Below are 19,089 nucleotides of genomic sequence, written 5' to 3' on the forward strand. Positions count from 1 at the left end.
ATAGAAAAGACGATTTGGCTCAGAAAACTAGAAACTCCCGCTAACTTCTCTTCCCATCTCCCTCACCCGCCTTTTTCTGCTTTGCAGAAATCGGGCTTTATTCAATTCCTCTGTAATCCCTACATCCCATTCTCGTAGAATTTCTGCATAAAAAAACAGCTTAACTTAAAAGTTAAACTGTTTCCTCAGTCTTCAATAATTTCTCGAATGCTTCTTGGAATTTCGTCACATCTCCGGCACCCATAAACAAAAATACGGCTTGTCCATGTGCGAGCAGCGGCTTAACGTCATCTGCCTGGAGAATATAACTGCCTTCAATTTTCTCTTCAAGGTCTTTAATCGTCAAAACGCCCGCTTCTTCCCGGGCAGAACCGAAAATATCGCATAGATAAATATGGTCAGCTTCGCTCAAGCTGTCGGCAAACTCCTGAAGGAATGTTTGCGTCCGTGTAAAAGTATGCGGCTGGAAGATGGCCACAAGTTCCCGATCCGGAAATTTTTGGCGTGCAGATTGCAAAGTCGCACTGATTTCAGTCGGATGGTGCGCATAATCATCGATCAGAATATGCCCGTCGATTTCAGTTTGGGTGAACCGACGCTTTACTCCTTCAAAATCCGCTAATTGCTGCTGGACAATTTCTGCTGGAATATTTTCATAATGGCAGAGGGAAATGACTGCCAATGCATTTAATATCGCATGGTCGCCAAACATCGGAATCGTGAAGGTATGGTAGAATTCATTGCGGATTACCACATCAAATGTCGTGCCTTCTGTCGACTTGACGACATTTCTCGCCTGAAAATCATTTTCCGCTCCAAATCCATAATAGACGACCGGAATCGGCGCTTGGATCCGTTGAAGGTATTCATCGTCTCCGCAAGCAATGATGCATTTTTTCACTTGCTTTGCCATTTCTTCAAAGGCATTGAACACATCATCGATTCCTGCAAAATAATCGGGATGGTCAAAATCGATATTTGTCATGATTGCATAATCCGGATGATAAGCCAAGAAATGGCGGCGATATTCGCACGCCTCTGCTACAAAGAAATGCGAATCTTCTTTGCCGAATCCGGTCCCGTCCCCGATCAAGTATGAAACGGGTTTATAGCCATCAAGTACATGCGCCATCAATCCGGTAGTCGACGTTTTGCCGTGCGCTCCTGTGATTGCCACCGATACATATTGATTCATCAAGTCCCCAAGAAACTCATGGTAACGGATGATGGTTGCGCCAAGCTCTCTCGCTTTTACAAGTTCAGGGTGATTGTCATTAAAAGCATTCCCTGCAATTATTGTCATGTTTTCTTGAATATTATTTTCGTCGAAAGGCAAAATTGTGATGCCTCTTTCACGCAAACGGTCTTCTGTGAAAAAGTGCTGTTCGATATCCGAGCCTTGGACCTGTTCCCCCATATCGTGCATAATTTGCGCAAGTGGGCTCATACCGGAACCTTTAATGCCGGTAAAATGTAGTACTGTCATAAATGAACCTCCTGTGGGAGTTGAAAATTAGTCTAATCAATTCGTCTGACGGACTGAATAGCTGCTTGCTTATGTTAAAACATAATCACTCGATTATACCATTTTTTATGAAAGAGCAATATACCCGATATATCCTTTTAATTTTCAAGTATTTTGAAATTCTTACTGAAATACTTCAGTAATGTCTTCTTCTGTCATAAGAACCGCTCTCGCTTTGCTTCCGTTCTGTTCCGAAATAAAGCCGTGCTCTTCAAGCAAGTCCATTAATCGCGCCGCCCGGTTGTAGCCGATATGGAATTTGCGTTGAAGGAGGGACGTCGACGCGCTTCCTTGAGACATAATAAAACGGCATGCTTCTTCAAACAAATCATCTTGAAAATCGGCTCCGCTCGCCCGCTTGATCAATTCTTCTTCTTTGAAGAAATATTCCGGTTCGCCTTGAGCTCTTACGTGGGCGATAACATCTTCAATTTCTTCATCTGTCACAAACGTGCCCTGGATGCGGACAGGCGCAGACATGCCATTTCCTAAATAAAGCATATCTCCCCTGCCGAGCAAGCGTTCCGCTCCTTGCGTGTCCAGAATCGTCCGGCTATCGACCTGGGAAGAAACCGAGAACGCGATGCGTGTCGGAATATTGGATTTGATCAATCCTGTAATTACGTCTACCGATGGCCGCTGCGTCGCAATTACCAGATGGATTCCGCACGCTCTCGCTTTCTGGGCAATCCGGCAAATCGCATCTTCAACGTCTGAAGGCGACATCATCATCAAATCGGCCAATTCATCAATGACGATCAGAATATAAGGCAGATGTTGGGCATAATCGCCTTTTTCTTCCACCATCTTATTGTAGCGGTTTAAATCACGGACCCCAGCATGGGCAAATAATTGATAGCGCCGTTCCATTTCTTCGACTGCCCATTTCAAAGAAGCAGTAGCCGCTTTCACATCCGTAATGACCGGGCTGACCAGATGCGGAATATGGTTATACGGGGCCAACTCCACCATTTTTGGATCGATCAGCAAAAGCTTTAAATCTCTTGGAGAGGATTTATACAATAAGCTCACCAACAAGGAATTGATGCATACACTTTTCCCGGATCCTGTAGCTCCTGCTATCAAACCATGAGGCATTTTCCGAAGATCCAGCGTCACCGGCTTTCCGGTCAGGTCAAGTCCAAGAGCCGCTTCCATCGGTGATTCAGATTCCAGGAACACGCGGCTTTCAATAACTTCCGAAATGCGGACAGGCCGGGATTTGCGGTTTGGAATCTCAATGCCGATTGAGCTTTTCCCAGGAATCGGGGCTTGAATCCGAATATCTTTGGCAGCTAATGCCAATTTCAGGTCATCCGCCAAGTTCCGGATTTTGCTGACTTTTACGCCTTGTGCGACTGTCACTTCAAATTGCGTAACAGCAGGCCCTTGGACAATGCTTAATATGGACGCCTGGATCTGGAAATGGGATAACGCTTCAATGAGCCGCTCTCCTTGTTCCTCCATCCAGACTTCGTCCACTAAATCGTTTTCGGGCGGCCGGAGATAATCGGTTCCCGGACGCTCGTAGGCCTTAGCTTCTTTACTGGAATCCACTGTTTCTGCTTCAACCGCTTCTGGCGACTCCATTTCAGGCGCTTTTTCAGCAGACAACACTTCCGACATCATTTGCCGTTTGACTTCCAATTTCTTTTCATCCGTCGATGCTTGCATTTGGTCCGATGATTCAGCTTCCACAGCTGGAACATCGGGGGTATTTTTTTCAGGCCGAGGGACTGCAGGAATGGACGGCTTTTTGATCCGTTCTTTATCCGACTTTAACATCAATACATTGAACGGCACTGTCTTTTCCCGTTTCTCAGCTGGTTTCGCCGTTTCAGCCGGCAGCACTGCAGCAGCTTCACGTTCAGTATGTACGGGATTTTCATTTTTGATTTCATCTACTTCTTCTTTACGCGCTTCTGGAGCCGGATCAACTGATAGACCTACAGCAGGCGCTTCCACCGTATCTGATTCGGATTCGCTCGGAGCTTCCACTGTCATTTCCGGTGCCGCTTCAATTGCGGCTTCAACTTCATCCCCTGAATCCCCATTCGGCGCTGGCGTTTTATCAAGGATTTTAGGGCTAGAATCCAATTCCATCGGTGTTGCTTCTTTTTTCGCTGTCAAAAGCTCAAATGTTGGATCAGGCGAATCGTTGTCAATCGGCTGAGGCGCCGCCTCTTTTGGTTGTTCAACTGGATCCGGCGCAAAATTCAAAGCCGGAGCCTTTGTTGCTGCAAGAATCGCTGAAACTTCCTTCTCGTCGTTTTTCAATTGCTCAAAAGTTGTAGCCTTTTTCACAATCGGATTGTTGCTGCGGATTTCCGGCGTGTCATTGTAGCCGTAAATCGGTGAAGGTACGCGAGTTGGTTCAAAGCGCCGGGTTTTTTTAACGCTTTTCGGCGCTTCGTATTTGCGGCTTTTCGGCGGCGCAGGCGGTTCATAGGATTGAACGATTGGCTTCGGTGCTTCATAGCTGCGCAGCTCGCGTCTTCGGCGCGGTTCGTAAGTCCGGGTAGGTTCAACATGTTGACTCGGCTCACGATTCCTCACCGGCGTGTGTTCTTTCACCGTTTCCAGCTGGTCTTCCTGCAAAGATTTCGCATCGTAGTTTAACGCGCGCTGGATAGCCGGATTCACCGGCCGTCTTCTCGGTGCAACCGGCTGCTCATCGCCTCTTCTGAAACTGTCGTCAAGCTTACCGTTTCTAGGATTTTGTTTGATGAAAGATCCTTTTTCTTCGTCCGTTATGACAGGGAATCGAAAAGGTGCTCTTTTAGGGCGAGCAGAAGAAACCGGCTCGGATTCTTTTTCAATTTCCTCATAATCTTCTTCCGTGTCTTCGGGGAACATACGGCTCCATAAGTTTTTAACCCAACTCATTTTGCGTCACGCCTTTACTTCAAATGGTGATCCCGTTTCTGCATCTTCTGGTAAAACGAGTATCCCTTTTTCTTGGGGCGCATTCGGCAACGCCAATTCTTTTGCAGAACAAATCATCCCGCTTGAAGCCACTCCGCGAAGCTCTGCATCTTTAATAATCATTCCAGATGGCATCACAGCTCCCACTTTGGCAACAACCACTTTTTGGCCTGCCTCCACGTTCGGCGCGCCGCAGACGATCTGCAATTGTTCAGATCCGACCGCTACTTGGCAAATGTTCAATTTATCGGCATTCGGGTGTTTTTCTTTCGATTCCACATATCCGACCACGAATTTAGGCGATAAATCGACTTCTAAAATATAGTCAACGCCATTTTTCTCCAAGGCATTTTGAAGAACCGTCACCAGTCCTTCCGTCACTTCAACAGAAGCTGCACTTTCCAGCTCCATGTATTCACTCGCATTAAACAAATTGAATCCGGCAATCGCGCCCGAAGCGTCTTTAATCAAAGTAATATCCCCTGTTTGTTCCGGGTGAATTTTTTCTGGTGTTTCTGTCTGCAATTGGACTAAAAGCACATCGCCAATTCCTTGTTTGTTGTAAAAAGCATTCATTTCTTATCGTTCTCCTCTTCTTTTCGATTCTTCGCCATAATGAAAATCGGTTCCAGCTCGCCATTTTCATAAATGAACGAAAGTGACGTGATCGGCACTTTGCCGTTCGTGAAAAAGTGCATTGCCATTTGAGCCAGCACATCATAGCCTGTTTCGTTCCGGATATCTCCAATGATCAGCACATCTTGGTGAGGCACAGAAACGGTCATATCACCGGTTATTTTTGTTTTCATCTCTTTTAGGAAACTGTCATTTAAAATTCGGGAAGCATCATAGCCGTCATTTTCATTTAGAAAATAAAACACGTTGCCCGCCACTTGATCTTCTTTCACTGCAGTTTTCAGCTTCTTCACCTGGAATTTGGCAATTTCTTTGAGCTGCTCGACTGTCAGACTTAATGAATTTAACATATTTTCGTCAATTAAGCGATAGGTAGTCCCGGCATCCAAAGCATAATAGATCCTTGTTTCTGCCGTATGTTCGCTCGTTACGAACTTATTTCCTTCTTTCGACTCTTTCGGAAACGAAGTCGAGCGGATGACCGGAAAAATATGTTCCGTCGATTTCAATTCACCTTTCAGCTCTTTTTCCATTGCTTCAAATGTTTCCGTGATGATGTAGACGATTTCTTCAATCGCCGGTTCCCCTTTTGCTTCGTACCGGTTGATCACTTGTGGAAGTGAAATGCTTGTGCCTTTTTTCAATGTTTCATGATTGATGTGGAGCATGTTCTTTTCCCGGTCGAAACGCCAATTCAATTGCGGATTCGGCATCCGCTCTCTTAGAATATTGACAAGTTCAAATGATTTCATCGGTTTGCGTCCCTTCTTTCATAAATAAACGGTTCTGCCATAAATGGCGAACCGTCATTTTTTTATCCCGCCGCCTCTGCTTTAATGAAACCAATGCTTTAAGCAGATAAATTCGTGATAAATGATTCGATTTCGTCTTGCGTTTTGCGGTCTTTGCTGACAAACCGGCCAGCTTCTGACCCGTCTTTATAAGCGAGGAAACTTGGAATGCCGTAAATATCCTTTTCGATGCACAAGTCGATGAACTCATCGCGGTCTACTGATACAAAGGTATAGCCGCTAAATTTCGCTTCCACATCCGGCATAATCGGATCGATGAAGCGGCAGTCCGGACACCATCCGGCAGTGAACATGAATACAACAGATTCTGTAGCTGCCAGTGTATTGAATTCTTCAACGTTCGCTAATTTTCTCATCATTTAAACTCCTATTCTTCGCTGTCGATTGAACGGACCGTCTTCATCATCCATTCCAGATTACCGTCAATTTTGCTTTCTTTGGAAATGGTCGTCATTTTGACGCCTCCGGCACTGACCACCAATTCATAGAGGTCTTCTGCAATATTCCGAACGGTTGCAAATCCAAAACGCCCATTTTCCTCGAAAGTTTCATCCGCTATCCACTCCTGCTCCGGATTAGCTTTTTGAAGGTCGTAGAACAACCGGCTGTCTGCTGATTCATTCGGATTGACGAACAACACAAAGGAATCGCTGCCCTTTGTGATAATAATATTGTTTTCATCAGAAGGTTCTTCGACTGTGTAGCCTCCCGGCAGATAGAACTCCACATGGTCTGTCTGTTCGTTCGTATTTTCCGGCTGTTGTTCAAATGCCGATTCAACTGATTCCATTCCATTCGCCACTCGTTCTTCCGGCGTCGCAACGCATCCGGCAAGTAAAAATGCAGCGGCTATCACTGCCAATCCCAATTTCCTACGAGGCACACAAATTCCTCCCTAACTTCGTAACTAACCCTTATTTTAAAGGTGTTTTAAGGGACATGCAACTTAATCGCTGTCTTTCAGGAATTGGCCAGCCAGCAGTTCGACAATGTGCTCAAACATTTCATTCCGTTTAACGAGCCCTGACGTTAAAATGCCGATCGCCCCTTTATGATGGCGGATGCCGATTTCTCCGGCATATTCATCCATCACCGGACCCAGTTCCCGTCCGGCGCGCAGCTGTTCAGAAATCCGCTCCGGCAACGGCAGCTGTGCTCCCGCAGCAGTATAGATGCGCCCTTCTTTTGTTGCCAGGGCTCCCCAATTGCACAAGTAAAGCGACTCTTCTAATACATATACGCCGCCTTCAAGCCCGAATGCCAGATCATATTTTCCGAGGAGGGCTGCCTGGGCCCGATTTACAGCTCCTTGGCGTGTTTCTTCCAATGAAAAGGGCTGGGCGGAGACGCCGGATCCAGCATCCACCGGCACAATTTCGGCTCCTAGTTGCAACTTTTCCAAAACAGCCGAGACTGCATCGATCTTTGCCGGATTTTTCGAAGCGACTGACACAGTTAACGTTTTCATCCTGCTTCTCCCTTTCTATTTTGAGATCAATTCAAAAAAAAGCGCCCGAAGGCACTTTTTAAGCGTTTTGTTTGATGGTATCCACCGTCGTCTGATCGGCTGCCTTTACAAGTTTCACCAACAGCTCTTTTGCTGCTGCATAATCGTCTGTATGGATGATCGAAGCCGATGTGTGGATGTATCGCGAGCAAATGCCGATGACCGAGCTCGGCACCCCTTCGTTTGTTAAATGGACTCTTCCGGCATCGGTACCGCCTTGAGAGACAAAGTATTGATAAGGAATGTTATGGGTCTCTGCCATATCCAGGATAAATTCCCGCATGCCGCGATGCGTGACCATGCTCTTATCTGTGATGCGCAGGAGCGTGCCTTTACCGAGCTGGCCAAATTCGTTTTTGTTGCCGTTGGCATCGTTTGCCGGGCTAGCATCCAGTGCAAAGAAAAGATCCGGTTTGAGCATCGTCGCAGCCGTTTGAGCACCGCGAAGGCCGACTTCCTCCATTACAGTAGCGCCAGAAAATAATTGGTTCGGCAGCTTTTCATCTTTCAATTCTTTCAACAGTTCGATGGCGAGTCCGCAGCCATAGCGGTTATCCCACGCTTTGGCCATGATTTTCTTGTCATTGGCCATCGGCGTGAATGGGCTGTAAGGAACGATTTGCTGTCCAGGGCGAATGCCGAACGACAACGCATCTTCCCGATCGTCAGCTCCTATATCAATCAGCATATTCTTGATTTCCATCGGTTTGCTGCGCAATTCATCGCTGAGTAGATGCGGCGGAATCGACCCGATGACACCAGGAATGATCCGATCGCCTGCAATAATTTCTACACGTGTCGCAAGCATCACTTGATTCCACCAGCCGCCTAAAGGCTGAAAGCGGATCATGCCGTTGTCGGTAATTTGCGTGACCATGAACCCAACTTCATCCATATGGCCTGCCACCATAATTCTTGGCGAATCTTCGTTGCCCTGCTTAACGCCAAAAACACTTCCAAGGTTGTCCTGAATCAATTCATCAGAATACTTTCCAAGTTCCTGCCTCATGAATTTTCTGACCGCATGCTCGTTTCCAGGCGCTCCCGGAAGTTCTGTTAAGGTTTTAAATAATTCTTTTGTCTCAGTATTCATGCGTTTAATTCCTCCTAAATAACTTGCCTTTATCTAGTTTAGTTCTTTTATCAGTTTATTTCCAGCCTTGCATTTCGTTTTCCGAAAGAATTCTTCTCCGCATTCCCTTTTAATTTCGCATCGAAAACTTCTATGGTACAATTTAAACAGTACGTATAGGAGGGATTTCAGTGAAGAATCGTGATTTATTGATCGGCTTTGTTACAGGTGTAGCAGCCACTTTCATCATCAAAGAAGTGTATGACCGCAAAGAAAAGCTCTATCCTGCAGACGATGTATTAAGCAGTGTGAAAGCAGCATTTAAAGAAGAAGGTCCGATTGACGGCTCGTGGATTTTCATGAAAACCGAGCCATACAAACAGCATGCGATTACGACAGACGTTTATAAAGGCGGCATTACGCGCCACAGCCAGGATGAACTTGAGCAATTCGAATTCCTTGCAGATGCGTACACAGGCGCAGTTCTTGAAGTTACAAAAGTTTAAATATAAATGAGTAAAGGAGTTGTCCCAAATTGCTTTTGGGACAACTCCTCTTTTTATGGCTTCTGTTTATAGGCAACAGATTCGACGATTTCTTTGCCGTCGCTGCTCCATTTTAAAATGCGGAAATAGGCGTCGTGGTAGAAGGAGAAATAATAGCCTTTTTCCAACGCTTCTTTCATCAGCTTTTCTTTCGCAAAAATCGAATCCATCGGGTAGTCGTCATAAGCGAGGACCCATAGCGGATTCTGATGGGCATGCGTTGGCATAATATCTCCCATATGCAAAATCGTTTCCCCGCCGCTTTCCATTTTCACAACGCTGTGGCCGTTAGAATGGCCCCCGGTATGGATCATCGTAAAGGCATCGAACAAGGTCTTTTCCCCTTCAAATGTTTCCACTTGGCGGACGATCGGCTCCCAATTCTCTTTCCAATATGTATTTTTGGAACGGATATTCGGATGCTGCATTTCTTCCCATTCGACTGCAGAAACATGGATAGTCGCATTCGGGAAAACCGGTACGTACTGATCCCCCTGCAATTTCGTAAGCCCGGCAGCATGGTCGCCGTGCAAATGCGTCATGATGACCGTATCGATGTCTTCTAAAGTTAAACCGATTTCTTTCAAGTTTTCTTCGATCTGAGACTCTGAAGAAACCCCTAAATTGCGTTTTTGGCGATCGGTCAATTTTCCAGAACCGAGTCCGCTGTCAATGAGGACATTGTGCCCTTTGTATTGAACTAGAATCGGATGGGTCGGCAATTCAATTTGATTGCCTTCATTGACCGGGTAGCGTTTTGACCAGACCACTTTCGGCACCACCCCAAACATTGTGCCCCCGTCCAGCCAAGTAGTGCCCCCGTCCAACCATGTTAATGCCATATCGTGAAATTGAAATTTCTCCACTGTAAATCCCCCTTGTGAATTAATTTTCTTGAAACTGCGCTTCCATCCGGTAAATCGGCTGGCCTTTTTTAGAGAACTTCTCTTCGTATTCCGTCATGATGTTCCATTCCGGCTCGTTAGCATGAAGATCAAGGGAAACGTCTTTCAACAGCATCCCGTATTCTGAAATGCTTACCAATGAATACTCGAACAGGCCGCGGTTGTCTGTTTTAAAATGGATTTCGCCATCAGCCGGCAAAATTGATTGATAAATCTTCAAAAAAGATTCATGCGTCAATCGGCGTTTTGCATGGCGCGTTTTTGGCCAAGGATCGGAAAAGTTCAGATACAGGCGATCCACTTCCGCTTTTTCGAAGTAATCTGCCAGATTTTTTGCATCGACGCGCAGCAGCCGAAGATTCGGTACGCCTTCCGGACTTTCCAATACGGACTCAAGCGCCGTAACAATGACACTGTCGAACAATTCGATCCCGATGTAATTGATTTCCGGGTTCGCTTTTGCCATTCCGACGATGAAGCGCCCTTTTCCGGTGCCGGCTTCAATATGAAGCGGCTGGTCGTTGCCAAATTCTTGCTGCCATTTTCCTTTTAATAAAGTTGGATCAGGAATAACGATTTCCGGGTGCGATTCGATTAAATCCGCTGCCCACGGTTTATAGCGTGCTCTCATTTTACATCCTCTTTCTTTCTTATAATGATAAACAGGCAAATTGCCTTCGTTCTCCTTATTGCTGGATAACCTGCCATTTTGAAGCGCTCACAGCATACGTCACTGTTTCCGCCAAATCGGTCTTGGCAATCGCGTCTCCATCGACATGCCGGTGGACCGAATGATGCGGCGTCGCAGCCAAAATTTCTTTAGCGCTGAACTGGGCCACTTCCTTAAATCGTGTATGGGCTCCGCTAAAAACCGTACCAAAGACCAGCAGCAGTTTCAAGCGCGAAATTCCATGGACCACTGTTAATTCAAGCAAGCCGTCATCTGTTTTTGAATGGGGAGAAATTTTCATGCCGCCGCCAAAATACGGCTGATTATGGATGGTTGCAAACCAAACGTCCCTGAATTCTTTTTCCTCTCCATCAAGGTGGAGCGTTAAATCGAATTTCTGAAAACGGATCAACGTTAGCACAACATACATCAAATAAACGAGTTTGCCGGCACCGATCCGGTTTAAATACTTTTTCAACCGGGAGCGGTTGACGACTTCACAGATTTCCGCATCAAACCCAATGCCGCTGCTGCTGACGAATTGATGCATTTCCCCATTGCTGAATTCGCCCAGATCTTCAATAGAGCTTTTCGGCGACTTTAAAAAATCTGAAATGGCTGGACCGTCTTTAAATGATTGGAACCCTCTCCCGAAATCATTGCCAGACCCTGCCGCTACTGAGCCCACCACAAGATTTTTTGCTCCTGCTGCACCGATGGTGATTTCCCGCTGCGTGCCGTCTCCGCCAAAACCAATCACCAGATAGGAATCTTCCGATTGCTGCAATGACTTCACGATTCGAATGGCATGGCCCGCGTACTCCGTGATTTTCGCTTCAAAAGGAAAATCCAGTGTTTTATTAAACGTTCTCCACTTTTTCATGGCATTGCCGTTTCCGGCTGCTGGATTGATGATAAATAATGTTTTCATATGGCCTCATCCCGGCGCCTTACACGCCTTCTTTCAAATGATAGGTATACTTCTCAATATATTTCGGTTTGTGCCCGGGAGCGATGCGGAAAATCGCAAAGCTGTCTACTGGAAAAGTGAGCGGTTCAAGCTGCCAATCCGGTTCGATAGGCGGACCGCCTTTCCATTTCGCCGCTAGCGTAATATGGGGCACGAACGGCTTTAAATCCGGATTCATCTGAAATTTCAAGATTTTTTCTTTTACGTTCGCCTGCAGTTTTCGGAGCGCTTCGCTTTCCCCCGTGGCTGCATAAACGATGCGCGGCGTTGCCGGGTTCCCGAAAACGCCGATGCCATTAATCGTCAACTCAAAAGCAGCAGCATCGATTTCTTTTAAAGCCTCCGCTGCTTGTGCGATTTCTTCGTGTGGATCGTTGCCGATAAACAAGAGAGTCAAATGCATATCTTCCGGTGCCGTGTAGCGTTTGTGGCGATCCATCCCCCAGGAACTTCTGGCCTGCTCCAAAGCAGCTGCAGCAAAAGCAGGAATTTTGATTCCAATAAAATAATGGGCTTCCATCAGCTTCACCTCTCTTCAGTCTACCATTTGCAGCAGAACAAAAAAATAGCGGCCGGCTTTTGCCGGCCACTTTATTAAGATTTTACGGTCAATTTAAGGTTTGCTTCAAAAGCTTCCTGCAATTTGCGGGTAAGTTCTCCAGGAACGCCCTCTCCGATTTGCTGCCCATCGATCTGGACAATCGGCATAACCTCAGTCGTCGTTGAAGACATGAAGAACTCATCCATTTCAAGCGCTTGCGTTTTCGTGAAGGCAAGCTCTTGGACTTCGATGCCAAGATCTGCACATAAGTTTAAAATTACGCGGCGGGTGATGCCGTTTAAAATTAAGTTCGATGCCGGATGCGTATACAGCACTCCGTTTTTCAAACCGTACATATTGGAAGAAGACCCTTCTGTGACTACTTCGCCGCGGTGAAGAATGGCTTCAAAACAACCTGCTTCGTACGCTTCTTGTTTCGCCAGGATATTTCCAAGCAAGTTCAGGCTCTTGATATCGCAGCGCAGCCAGCGGATATCTTCGATAAATTTCGCATGGACACCCGTTTCCATCAATTCAAGCGGACGCTCTAGCTTTTTCGGATAGGCAATGAGCACCGGTGCCGTATCGGATGGGAATTGGTGCTGGCGCGTATATGCTCCGCGTGTAAGCTGCACATACACTTGCCCATTTTCGATTTCATTCATTTCCACCAAATCGTACATCAATTTATGGAAGACGTCTTTTGTGTAAGGAATGATGACCTTGATCTTTTCCGCACTTTCATAGAAGCGGTCGATATGCTCTTCCGCCGTAAATAGATTGCCTTCATACACACGGATCACTTCGTAGATCCCGTCGCCGAATTGATAACCCCGGTCTTCTTTTGAAATGTTCAATTCCTCTTCACGAATAAATTCATCATTATGCAATATCCAATCCATCAGCAGTCCCTCTTTTCTCAATTTCATTTCTTATTTTTTGCAAGCTAATTCATAGATGGCTTCTGCGTAAATCGCAGTCGCTTTAATCAAATTGTCGATATCGACAAATTCATCCGCTTGATGGGCAACATCTTTTTCACCCGGGAACAGCATCCCAAAAGCTACGCCTTTATCGAGAACGCGCGCATAAGTGCCGCCGCCGATCGCTAAAAGATCAGCTTTTTCGCCGGTTTGCCGTTCATAGGCTTTCTGCAGCGTCTTGATGAACGGATCATTTTCATCAACATGATGTGGAGGGGAATTGGATTCAACCGTCAATTCGTATCCGAGCAGCCCCACTTTCTTCACTTGCTCTTCGAACGGGTAAGTGATCGAATAGCGCATGCTGATTTCTACAGTCGCTGTTTCATTTCGTTCAAAACGGAAAATTCCGGCGTTGAACGTCGTGTCTCCAGAAATGTCATCACGGAATGCCAGACCTAAATTACGACCGCGAGAGTCCTGATAAAAATTAGCAGAGATGAATTCGGTGAATTCCTGGCCGTCTCCAGTTAAATGATCTTTTAAAAACAGTGCCAGGAGAATTCCAGCATTTATTCCGTGGTCCGGCTCCATCGCATGGGCTGACTTTCCAGAGAGGAGCAATTTGACGCCTTCACCTTGTTTTTCAGCCGACCCTGAAACGGAGTGTTTAGTGCAGAACGTTTCAAAGGCCTGCTGCCAATCGGAAAGGCCGCCTTCGACAACCGCTTCAGCCAAGTCCGGCACCATGTTCGTGCGTTTGCCTGAAACGAAAGAAATCAATTCATCCGGCATCTCCCAAATGTTTTTGGAAAGACGAAGGCCGGCAATTCCTTTTTCGGCATTGATGATCGGAAAATCTGCATCAGGTGCAAACGCAATCGTCGGCATTTCTTCAGTTTCAAAATAGCGGTCGACGCAGCGGAAGCCGCTTTCTTCATCTGTTCCGATAATTAAGCGAACCCGCTTTGAAAATTCAAAGCCGGCTTCTTTGACGATATTTAAAGCGGCCCAAGCAGCAATTGTCGGACCTTTATCATCGATGGCGCCTCTGCCATATAATTTGCCATTTTCAATTTCGCCGCCAAAAGGCTCTTTTGTCCAGCCATCGCCAACAGGAACCACATCGACATGCCCTAAAATCCCAAGCAGTTCTTCGCCCGTGCCGATTTCCAGGTGTCCGGCAACGTCCGCCACATTTTTCGCTTCAAAGCCCTTTTCCTCGCCTTTCGCTAAAAACCAGTCGAGCGCTCGTTTAACTTCCTTGCCAAAAGGGGCATCTGGTGCTGTCTCTTCACTCAGCACACTCGGAATCGCGAGCAATTGCCGCAATTCGGTAATTATGCTTTCTCTTCGTTTTTCCGCTTCTTGTAGCCAGTCCATAATTCACTCCCCTTTTTTGATTAAAGCTATTGTACACCTTTTTAGATTTTTTTGAAGGAAGATCCTGAAAATCTCCTGAAAAATCCTGATTTCATCTATTAAGATTGTGTGAAATCGGTAATAATTATGGATATTCTATTACTTTTTCGATATAATCAAATTGTCAGATAATAGATTTGGCATATTTATTAAGAAAAGGGGCTGTCTTTGGCATTTATTTCAAAACCGTTGAGTATACCTCAACAATTCGTCCGCTAGTCTTTGCCTATGGGAAAAAAGATGAAGGAGTGGTTCTCTTACATGAAACCTACAACTGATCGTATGCTCATTCGAATTAAAGATATGTATAAGTACATCCGTGACAACGGAACTGTAACTACGCAAGATCTTGTCGATGAATTCGGCATCACTCCTCGCACCATTCAAAGAGATTTGAATGTGTTAGCCTTCAACGATTTGGTGACGAGTCCAACTCGCGGCAAATGGACAACGACGCATAAAAAGGTGAAGATGACTTCCTGACAGAAAAAGCGCAAGCACCCGCTAATCCTTGAAAAGCGCTGGAAGGCTTATCGGAAATGGCGGTTTTTGCCATTATAGATAAGACTGAAGCGACTCGAGAGGCTGGGTGCTTGCGACTGGACATGCAAAGCGCAGGAAAATCGTACAGACAGCTCAAGAAACCTTCTTAAACAAAGAAAATGACCGCAAAGGCTGCGGTCATTTTCTTTGTTTTAAGCGCTCTATTTCTTCTTCTGCCAAATGGCGGTATTCGCCGAGTGCAAGCGCCGGATCCAATTCCAGCGGCCCCATCGATAGACGCTTTAAATACGTGACTTCCTTCCCCACGCTTTGGAACATCCGCTTCACTTGATGGAATTTGCCTTCCGTAATCGTCAATTCAATTTCGGAGACTGCTCCGCTTTTCAGGATTTTCAGCACAGCCGGTTTGGTTTTATAGCCATCATCGAGGACGACGCCGTTCTCAAAAGCCGCACCGTCTTCTTCCGTAACTTCTCCGTCTATGATAGCAAAATACCTTTTGTCTACATGTTTCTTCGGTGACAGGAGTTCATGGGCAAGTTTTCCGTCATTCGTCAGCAAAAGAAATCCTTCGGTATCTTTATCCAGGCGCCCGACCGGAAACGGCTCAAAGTTCTGTTCTTCTTCCTCAAGCAGATCGATGACCGTTCGGTCGTATTTATCTTCCGTCGCCGAAATCACGCCTTGCGGTTTGTTCATCAGCAAATAGATGAATTCTGCATATTCTACGCGTTCGCCGCCGACCGTCACTTCATCCGAAAGTTCGTTGATATGGACTTTCGGGTCGCGGATTTCTTTCCCGTTCACTTCGACCGCTTTTGATTTCAGTAAAATTTTCACTTCTTTTCTGGAGCCATACCCCATATTCGACAAGAACTTATCGATGCGCATGTCTTCCTCCTAGAATCCGAATTTTCTCGTGTATTTTGTTAAACGCTCACCCAATAGTTTTTGGGCAATTCCTGTTTTCAATCCAAGATAGCCGTAAACCGCCCCGCCAATTGCTCCGACAATCAGGATACGGAAAATCGAATGGAGTTTTGTATCCATATCAATGAATACATCGACTCCGGCTAAAGCTGCAAAAACCGCAATCGCCATGACGATGTTCATCAAAACGATCAGGAATAGCCGGCGCAGCACCATATTCGAACGGTAATTCATGGTCACTTTGATGACCGCTAAATTCATGCCGATTGCGACGACATAGCCGATAATGGTGGCAGCGATCGCCCCGTCTGTTTCAAAGCGTTCGATCAATGGAATATTCAACGCCAATTTCAATAACAAGCCGACCAATAAATTCAGGATAATCCATTTTTGCTGGTTGATCCCCTGCAAAATAGATGCGGTAACCGGGAACAAAGCGAAAAGAATCGCTACCGGCAAGTAATGCGACAGCACTTCAGAACCCATATCGCTGATTTCGTAGAAGATATGGTAAAGCTCATCGGACAAGAGCGTCATTCCGACAACTGCCGGAAGCGTCAAGAACAAGAGAATCTGGAATGTCTGATCAAGTGTCCGGTTTACCGCTTTATGGTCATTGATTGTAAAATATTTCGTGATCAACGGAATGAGCGCCATGGAAAATCCAGTCGCAAGCATAACCGGGATCATGACCAGTTTATGCGTCTGGAAGTTCAGCATACTCAAATAGATGCTTGAGTTTGCCGCTCCTTCCGTAACAGCCATCGCGTTATTGAATGTCAGCATGTCGACAAATTGGAATAACGGATTGGCGATGCCCAAAAACACGACCGGAACCGCGTAGATCGCGATTTCCTTATACATATCGCGCAGACTGACATCATACGATTCAACCGAGTTCGCACGCAGCTGATTGTATTCCGGTTTTTTCTTTTTCCAATAATAAAATAGGACAAGGACCCCGCCGAGCGCGCCGACAAAAGCGGAAAGCACTGCAATCTGGACCGCAGTTTCCGGCGTTCCGCCAAAAACGTTCAAGACAAGATAAGCGCCTGCAAGCAAGAACACAATGCGCACAATCTGCTCGATCAATTGCGAGACAGCGGTCGGCATCATGAAATTATAGCCTTGGAAGAATCCGCGGAACAAGCTCATGAATGGCACAACCAGCAGCGCAAAGCTGACCCATTGGATCACTTCTTTCACGTCTGCGACTGTGTGGACTTTATCATTTGAATCGATGGTGATTTCCGCCAGCGGGCCGGCAAATAAATACAGGAAGACGAATGCAGCAAAGCCGGTGACCATCATTGTGGTCAACCCCGATTTCAACAGCCTTCTTCCGGTTTCGTAATCACCAAGCGAATTGTATTTAGCGACAAATTTCGAAAACGCAATCGGCGCTCCCGATATGGCCAGCGACAGCATCAAGTTATAAGGTATGTACGCATATTGGTACAGGCCGATATTTTCTTCTCCGACCATGCCGTAAAATGGAATAACATATAGGACTCCGAGGATTTTTGACAGAAATAAACCTAAGGTTAAAATGGCGGTTCCTTTAATGAGTGATGACATTTTGCACTTCCTGACTTGTTCATTGTTAAAAGCAATCTACACGATAGTTTACACCTATAGAAGAAATTACTCAACGAGTTTCGACGCATCGTGTATACTGTAAGAAAAGCGGAGATGCCTGTTCAGCTCTGGCAGGCAAGAGATGAGTCAAAAGAAGTTTGGCTCATCTCTTTGCGACGAAGCACGAAGTGCTGCAGGAGCAATAGGGATTTAACAAGGATGCCCTATAAGCGGCGCTTTTTGCCGCTGAACCCTAAACATTAAAACCACTTCCTTTATTTTCTAAAATTAAAACGAAAGCGAGTTCTTATATTATGTATGACGTTATCATTATCGGCGGGGGTCCCTCAGGATTGATGGCTTCCATCGCCGCTGCCTCATCAGGGCAGCAGGTTTTACTGATCGAAAAAGGCAAAAAGCTCGGAAAAAAACTGGTCATTTCCGGCGGCGGGCGCTGCAACGTGACCAACCGGCTGCCGCTTGACGAAATTGTGAAAAATATCCCGGGCAACGGCCGATTCCTGCACAGCCCATTTTCCGTCTTCAATAACGAAGACATCATTTCCTTTTTTGAAGGCTTAGGCGTTGCTTTAAAAGAAGAAGACCACGGGCGCATGTTCCCTGTGTCAAATCGGGCGCAAGATGTAGCCGATGCGATGTTCCGCGAAATGGACCGGCTGAACGTGAAAGTCATGCTGGATTCGCCGGTCAAGAAATTGTTGATGACCGATGAAAAAGTGACCGGCGTCCGCCTGCATTCCGGTGAAGAATTTACAGCCAAAGCCATTGTGGTCGCAGTCGGCGGAAAAGCTGTTCCGCAAACCGGCTCAACGGGCGACGGCTACCCGTGGGCTGAAAAAGCGGGCCACACCGTTACCGACTTGTACCCGACCGAAGTGCCTTTATTATCAAAAGAGCCGTTTATCGTCAGCCGCGAACTTCAAGGGCTCGCACTTCGCGATGCCGCAGTGTCCGTATTGAATAAAAAAGGGAAAAACTTGGTGACCCACCAAATGGATATGCTCTTCACCCACTTCGGGCTTAGCGGGCCGGCGGTGCTTCGCTGCAGCCAGTATGTCGTCAAGGAAATGAAGAAAAATGGCGGCGAGCCGGTGGAGATGCGCATCAATACCTTAACGGAGGAAAATGCCGAATCCGCGTTCCAGCTGCTTCATAAAATGATGAAAGACGAACCGAAAAAAGCGGTGAAAAATGTCTGGAAAAGCATTACGCAAGAGCGCTGGCTGCTGTTCTTAATGGCGCGTGCAGGCATCGACCCGCAAGCGGTCGGTGCAGAGCTTGCCAGCGACAAAGTGCGGGCTTTCGCCCAGCAATTGACGGCGTTTTCGATGAACGTGACCGGCACGCAGCCGATCGAAAAAGCGTTCGTCACCGGCGGCGGCGTCTCAATCAAAGAAATCGAGCCAAAAACGATGGCTTCGAAGAAAAAGCCCGGCCTATATTTCTGCGGCGAGATTTTGGATATCCACGGCTATACCGGCGGATACAATATTACGTCCGCGCTCGTGACCGGAAACGTTGCCGGGCGCAGTGCCGCAGCTTTTGCAGAAGAATTGAAAGTGACTAATTGATGACAAAACCTGTTTGCTTCCGAGCAAATGGG

At 46.5% G+C, this 19,089-nt stretch carries 19 protein-coding genes; 3 read left to right on the forward strand and 16 right to left on the reverse strand.

The window, feature by feature from the left end; translation table 11 throughout:
* Window positions 1-172: 172 nt before the first annotated feature.
* From murC to BN1080_RS10830, 8 genes are all read right to left on the reverse strand, one after another.
* Window positions 173-1,486 (reverse strand): UDP-N-acetylmuramate--L-alanine ligase, encoded by a 1,314-nt coding sequence (gene murC, locus BN1080_RS10795; protein ID WP_052652065.1) that lies wholly within the window; start codon window positions 1,484-1,486, stop codon window positions 173-175.
* A gap of 162 nt (window positions 1,487-1,648) precedes the next feature.
* Window positions 1,649-4,411, reverse strand: a complete 2,763-nt coding sequence (locus BN1080_RS10800; RefSeq protein WP_110925626.1) for a DNA translocase FtsK — start codon at window positions 4,409-4,411, stop codon at window positions 1,649-1,651.
* 6 nt (window positions 4,412-4,417) lie between these two features.
* Window positions 4,418-5,026, reverse strand: a complete 609-nt coding sequence (gene ytpR / locus BN1080_RS10805) for a YtpR family tRNA-binding protein (protein WP_052652067.1) — start codon at window positions 5,024-5,026, stop codon at window positions 4,418-4,420.
* The gene (locus BN1080_RS10810; protein ID WP_052652068.1) at window positions 5,023-5,838 is read right to left on the reverse strand and encodes a DUF1444 domain-containing protein; all 816 of its coding nucleotides are present in this window, start codon (window positions 5,836-5,838) and stop codon (window positions 5,023-5,025) included. Before BN1080_RS10810 ends, ytpR begins: the two co-directional genes overlap by 4 nt.
* A gap of 98 nt (window positions 5,839-5,936) precedes the next feature.
* Window positions 5,937-6,254, reverse strand: a complete 318-nt coding sequence (locus BN1080_RS10815) for a thioredoxin family protein (RefSeq protein ID WP_052652069.1) — start codon at window positions 6,252-6,254, stop codon at window positions 5,937-5,939.
* Between the two features lie 11 nt (window positions 6,255-6,265).
* Window positions 6,266-6,781, reverse strand: a complete 516-nt coding sequence (locus tag BN1080_RS10820; RefSeq protein ID WP_052652070.1) for a hypothetical protein — start codon at window positions 6,779-6,781, stop codon at window positions 6,266-6,268.
* Window positions 6,782-6,844: 63 nt separating this feature from the next.
* Window positions 6,845-7,366, reverse strand: a complete 522-nt coding sequence (locus BN1080_RS10825) for a DUF84 family protein (protein WP_052652071.1) — start codon at window positions 7,364-7,366, stop codon at window positions 6,845-6,847.
* 58 nt (window positions 7,367-7,424) lie between these two features.
* Window positions 7,425-8,498 (reverse strand): M42 family metallopeptidase, encoded by a 1,074-nt coding sequence (locus BN1080_RS10830; protein WP_052652072.1) that lies wholly within the window; start codon window positions 8,496-8,498, stop codon window positions 7,425-7,427.
* A gap of 170 nt (window positions 8,499-8,668) precedes the next feature.
* Here BN1080_RS10830 and BN1080_RS10835 point away from each other — a divergent pair, with 170 nt between their 5' ends.
* The gene (locus BN1080_RS10835; RefSeq protein ID WP_052652073.1) at window positions 8,669-8,983 is read left to right on the forward strand and encodes a PepSY domain-containing protein; all 315 of its coding nucleotides are present in this window, start codon (window positions 8,669-8,671) and stop codon (window positions 8,981-8,983) included.
* Between the two features lie 53 nt (window positions 8,984-9,036).
* Here BN1080_RS10835 and BN1080_RS10840 read toward each other — a convergent pair whose 3' ends face one another.
* The 6 genes from BN1080_RS10840 to pepV all read right to left on the reverse strand — a co-directional run bounded on the left by BN1080_RS10840 (window position 9,037) and on the right by pepV (window position 14,414).
* Window positions 9,037-9,888 carry a YtnP family quorum-quenching lactonase gene (locus BN1080_RS10840; protein WP_052652074.1) on the reverse strand — a complete coding sequence of 284 codons (852 nt, stop codon included), beginning with the start codon at window positions 9,886-9,888 and terminating at the stop codon, window positions 9,037-9,039.
* A gap of 19 nt (window positions 9,889-9,907) precedes the next feature.
* Entirely contained in the window at window positions 9,908-10,558 is a 651-nt protein-coding gene (gene trmB, locus BN1080_RS10845) for a tRNA (guanosine(46)-N7)-methyltransferase TrmB (RefSeq protein ID WP_052652075.1), read from the reverse strand.
* A gap of 55 nt (window positions 10,559-10,613) precedes the next feature.
* Entirely contained in the window at window positions 10,614-11,528 is a 915-nt protein-coding gene (locus BN1080_RS10850; RefSeq protein ID WP_052652076.1) for a diacylglycerol/lipid kinase family protein, read from the reverse strand.
* A 19-nt stretch (window positions 11,529-11,547) separates the two neighbouring features.
* Complete coding sequence (thpR, locus tag BN1080_RS10855; protein WP_052652077.1) at window positions 11,548-12,087, reverse strand: RNA 2',3'-cyclic phosphodiesterase; 540 nt, start codon at window positions 12,085-12,087, stop codon at window positions 11,548-11,550.
* Window positions 12,088-12,161: 74 nt separating this feature from the next.
* Window positions 12,162-13,010 carry a D-amino-acid transaminase gene (gene dat / locus BN1080_RS10860; protein WP_052652078.1) on the reverse strand — a complete coding sequence of 283 codons (849 nt, stop codon included), beginning with the start codon at window positions 13,008-13,010 and terminating at the stop codon, window positions 12,162-12,164.
* A gap of 30 nt (window positions 13,011-13,040) precedes the next feature.
* A complete protein-coding gene (gene pepV, locus BN1080_RS10865; protein ID WP_052652079.1) occupies window positions 13,041-14,414 on the reverse strand; it encodes a dipeptidase PepV in 1,374 nt (457 codons plus the stop codon).
* Between the two features lie 300 nt (window positions 14,415-14,714).
* Here pepV and BN1080_RS10870 point away from each other — a divergent pair, with 300 nt between their 5' ends.
* Window positions 14,715-14,936 carry a DeoR family transcriptional regulator gene (locus tag BN1080_RS10870; protein ID WP_052652080.1) on the forward strand — a complete coding sequence of 74 codons (222 nt, stop codon included), beginning with the start codon at window positions 14,715-14,717 and terminating at the stop codon, window positions 14,934-14,936.
* A gap of 198 nt (window positions 14,937-15,134) precedes the next feature.
* Here the strand turns inward: BN1080_RS10870 and BN1080_RS10875 are convergent, their stop codons facing one another.
* Window positions 15,135-15,848, reverse strand: coding sequence for a pseudouridine synthase (locus BN1080_RS10875; protein ID WP_052652081.1), 714 nt, complete (start codon window positions 15,846-15,848; stop codon window positions 15,135-15,137).
* Between the two features lie 9 nt (window positions 15,849-15,857).
* Window positions 15,858-17,465, reverse strand: coding sequence for a putative polysaccharide biosynthesis protein (locus tag BN1080_RS10880; RefSeq protein ID WP_052652082.1), 1,608 nt, complete (start codon window positions 17,463-17,465; stop codon window positions 15,858-15,860).
* 314 nt (window positions 17,466-17,779) lie between these two features.
* On the opposite strand from BN1080_RS10880, the gene BN1080_RS10885 reads away from it, so the two are divergent.
* Window positions 17,780-19,057, forward strand: a complete 1,278-nt coding sequence (locus BN1080_RS10885) for a BaiN/RdsA family NAD(P)/FAD-dependent oxidoreductase (protein ID WP_052652083.1) — start codon at window positions 17,780-17,782, stop codon at window positions 19,055-19,057.
* The last annotated feature ends 32 nt before the right edge of the window (window positions 19,058-19,089 follow it).

The organism is Planococcus massiliensis, assembly GCF_000821325.1.
Lineage (GTDB): Bacteria > Bacillota > Bacilli > Bacillales_A > Planococcaceae > Planococcus > Planococcus ruber.